The organism is Eudoraea sp. (genome assembly GCF_049665975.1).
In the GTDB taxonomy this organism is placed as follows: domain Bacteria; phylum Bacteroidota; class Bacteroidia; order Flavobacteriales; family Flavobacteriaceae; genus Eudoraea.
This window is the reverse complement of record NZ_JBATGR010000396.1, coordinates 1-3,082: the sequence shown is the minus strand read 5'-3', so window position 1 is coordinate 3,082 and position 3,082 is coordinate 1. Positions and strand designations below refer to the sequence as shown.

The 3,082-nt window shown below is 37.9% G+C and carries 2 protein-coding genes and 2 pseudogenes; all 4 read right to left on the bottom strand.

The window, feature by feature from the left end; translation table 11 throughout:
* Window positions 1-314 (bottom strand): annotated as a pseudogene (locus tag WBN20_RS13265) (pyridoxal phosphate-dependent aminotransferase family protein); the annotation flags it as partial.
* Window positions 311-1,324, bottom strand: a complete 1,014-nt coding sequence (locus WBN20_RS13260) for a dipeptide epimerase (RefSeq protein WP_424282043.1) — start codon at window positions 1,322-1,324, stop codon at window positions 311-313. The gene WBN20_RS13260 and the pseudogene WBN20_RS13265, both read right to left, overlap by 4 nt.
* 122 nt (window positions 1,325-1,446) lie before the next feature.
* Window positions 1,447-2,169, bottom strand: a complete 723-nt coding sequence (locus WBN20_RS13255) for a head GIN domain-containing protein (RefSeq protein WP_424271822.1) — start codon at window positions 2,167-2,169, stop codon at window positions 1,447-1,449.
* 149 nt (window positions 2,170-2,318) lie between these two features.
* Window positions 2,319-3,082 (bottom strand): annotated as a pseudogene (locus tag WBN20_RS13250) (PspC domain-containing protein); the annotation flags it as partial.

The following is a 3,082-nucleotide window of genomic DNA, read 5'->3' as shown; positions in this document are numbered from 1 at the left end:
AGCCTATACTGCTTAGTACTGAGTAAACTGCAAATCAATTGACCGGCAAGATAACCTGAAGAAAGGACTGTACAGTCTTCACTACCAATCCATTTTGAAAGATGATTTTCCGCTTTTTTATAAACCGATAGCTGAACATTTGAAATTCTGGAAGCACCATAGCTGGTGCCATATTTTTTGATATTTGTTATAAAAATATTCTGGAAGTCCTTATCAGTTTGCATTCCAAAATACGAGGTTCCACCGAAGTAAAGAAATTTTTTTCGTTCAATTATAATTTCGCGCCCGGGAAAAGAATCAATGTAAGAGGTCATTTTAATAATTCTATTCCGCTGCCATTTAATCCGGGAAAAACAACACGACCATTTTCTTTAATTTGAACTCCATTTGCAATATCCTCGGATAATAACATTGCTCCGTCCATATCTACATAATCCAATTGAGGTAATAGCTGGGCAATAGCAGAAATCCCAACGGTAGATTCCGTCATGCACCCTACCATGACTTTAAGGCCTAGTTCCCTGGCTTTATCTATCATTCTTAAAGCGGGCGTTAGTCCCCCACATTTTGTCAACTTTATGTTTATTCCATTAAAGTGGAGTGCGCATTTCTCCACATCATCCTCTACAATACAACTCTCGTCTGCAATTACCGGAAGAACACTTTGGTGAATTACTTTTTCCATACCTTCCCAATCATCGGCCTTAAGGGGTTGTTCTAAAAATTCAACGCCCAATTCCTTTAACAAGGGTGCATTGTGAATAGTTTCCGCTGCGGTCCAGGCACAATTGGCATCAATCCTGAAAATAGCTTTTGTGTGTTTACGCAACTCTTTAATAATGGCCACATCATTATCCGTTCCCAGCTTAATTTTGTAAATAGGCCAGGGTTTTTCTTTCATTTTTGCTACCATTTTGTCTATTGTATCCAGACCAATAGTATAATTGGTAATAGGGTAATTATCTTTAGAAGTACCCCAAATCTCGTATAGCGGTTTTCCAACGATTTTACCATAGAGGTCATGAGCCGCAAGATCCAAAGCACATAAGGCAAAGTTGCTCAATCCTGTGGCTGCAATTAAGGTGTAAAAATCTTCAGCATTTTTAAAATTACAGGTCTCTATTTGGGCGCGAATTGCTTCAATCTCAGAGATCATGCTTTCACAGCTGATCCCATAATATGAATTGGAAGTTGCTTCACCATAACCGGTACAATTTTCGGAGGAGAGTGAAACTATTAGCGTAGTTTGAAAATCATGAGATTCCCTCGAAATTGTAAAGGTGTGTTTTAAAGGTAATATATACTCTTTTAAGGCAATGTTCATTAACTAATTGTTTACCACTAATATAAATAAATCCAATATAGAACAAAATAAAACCCCGGCATTCTTGCCGGGGTTAACATAATATGGTTCAGGATGATGTTGTTTATTAGTGAAAATGTCTTTTATTGCTTGTGAACGCTGCCGGAAACAGATTTCTTCGTTTGAACTGTTGCTTCTCCGGTATAGGAAATATCTGCCCCGCTGCTGGCTTCAGCAGTCAGAGATTCGGATACATTTACAGAAATATCTGCCCCGCTGCTTGCATCGGCACGGCAGGTTTGTACATTAAAATCTCTGGCCTTAATATCTGAACCACTGCTGGCATCAGCAAATAGCATATTGGCTTCGCCGGATAATTTAATACCCGCCCCACTGCTTGTACTGGCATCAACCTCATCGGCACTTAATTCTACCTGCAGATCCGAGCCACTAGAGGCCTTCAATGCTATTTTATCAGATTTAATAACTCCCTTCCCATAAAGATCCGCACCACTTGAGGATTCCAGTCCAGTAATATCGGGCAAAGAAACATATACTTTTTTAGTTGCTCGGCCAATATTTTCAATTGCATGGATTTTTAGTTTACCATCTCTTATATCCGTTCCAATAAGATCAATAATATTTTCATCTGCCTCCACTGTGATTTCAAAATCTTTGGCCTGCGTAATATAAACATCAAGGCCTTCTGAGGCAGATACAACGGTAAACTCTTCGGTTACCTCTCTTCGGTCTTCTGCAATAACACCGTTTCCTTTTTGGCCGTCACCAAAATTAATGTCAAAGGCACATGAGGAAAGAAATAGTGCCAGGATTAATGCGATTGTAATTCTTGCTAATGTTGTCATGATTGTCGTTTTTAAAATGTCCAAATTTTATCTGGACGCTGATTTATTGATTATTGTTTTAAATTGATTGATCAAAATTCTCTGTTTTTGTTAGAAAAATTTAATATGTATTACCCAGTTGTTGAATAGCAATGATGAATTGTAAACTTTTAGTTATTATCATTGGTTTTGATCTTTACTCCTTCCTCGTCAATTTTCATCTTAAAGGAATCACCATTGTCTTTAATGTCAATATCTACTCCATTTTCATTGATAATTATACGACCATCTTCGTCATCATCATCTTCCTCTTCCAATTCTTCCGGACAATCCAGACACTGCAATACACCGTTCTCTTGCATAAGCCATTGGTAATCTATTATATCGTTTCGATAAATATCTTTGTCGTATCGGGTTATTCTCCCAATGTGGCGTTTGGCAGATTCATCAAACCTTATGACGCTTTTTACAGGAACAAAAACCGTGATGCGTACTTCCTGGTCCCTAACCTTATTTTTGGCATCTGTTGTGTGAAAATTATCGAGTAACAAGGTATTATTGTTAATGGAATAATTATAATCGATTTGGCTTGCCCTTTCTTTTGCAGTTGCAAAAGAATTACCGTCTGCGTCCTTTCTAATTCGAATATGAGCAATAGAATCCTCAGACTTCTTAATATCAAAACGGACGTCGTTCGCAAATAATAGCTTATCCCCGTTTTCATCATAGGTAATCGTCATTCCATTGATCCCTACGTTTTCCTGATTTTCATAAAGATCACTGGACCTGAGGTTTATGCGCAATGTATCAATCCCGGAAGGAAAATTTAAATCCTCCTTAATTGTGGTCGTTCCGCTAAAAGCGTGGGCAGATGCTTGTTGTATTCCTAAAACACTCAAACCGATAATAGATAGTAACCATAAGCCCAGTAATG

Coding starts and splice junctions, on each gene's coding strand:
- WBN20_RS13260 (WP_424282043.1), bottom strand. CDS start 1,324: ATGAACATTGCCTTAAAAGAGTATATATTACCTTTAAAACACACCTTT.
- WBN20_RS13255 (WP_424271822.1), bottom strand. CDS start 2,169: ATGACAACATTAGCAAGAATTACAATCGCATTAATCCTGGCACTATTT.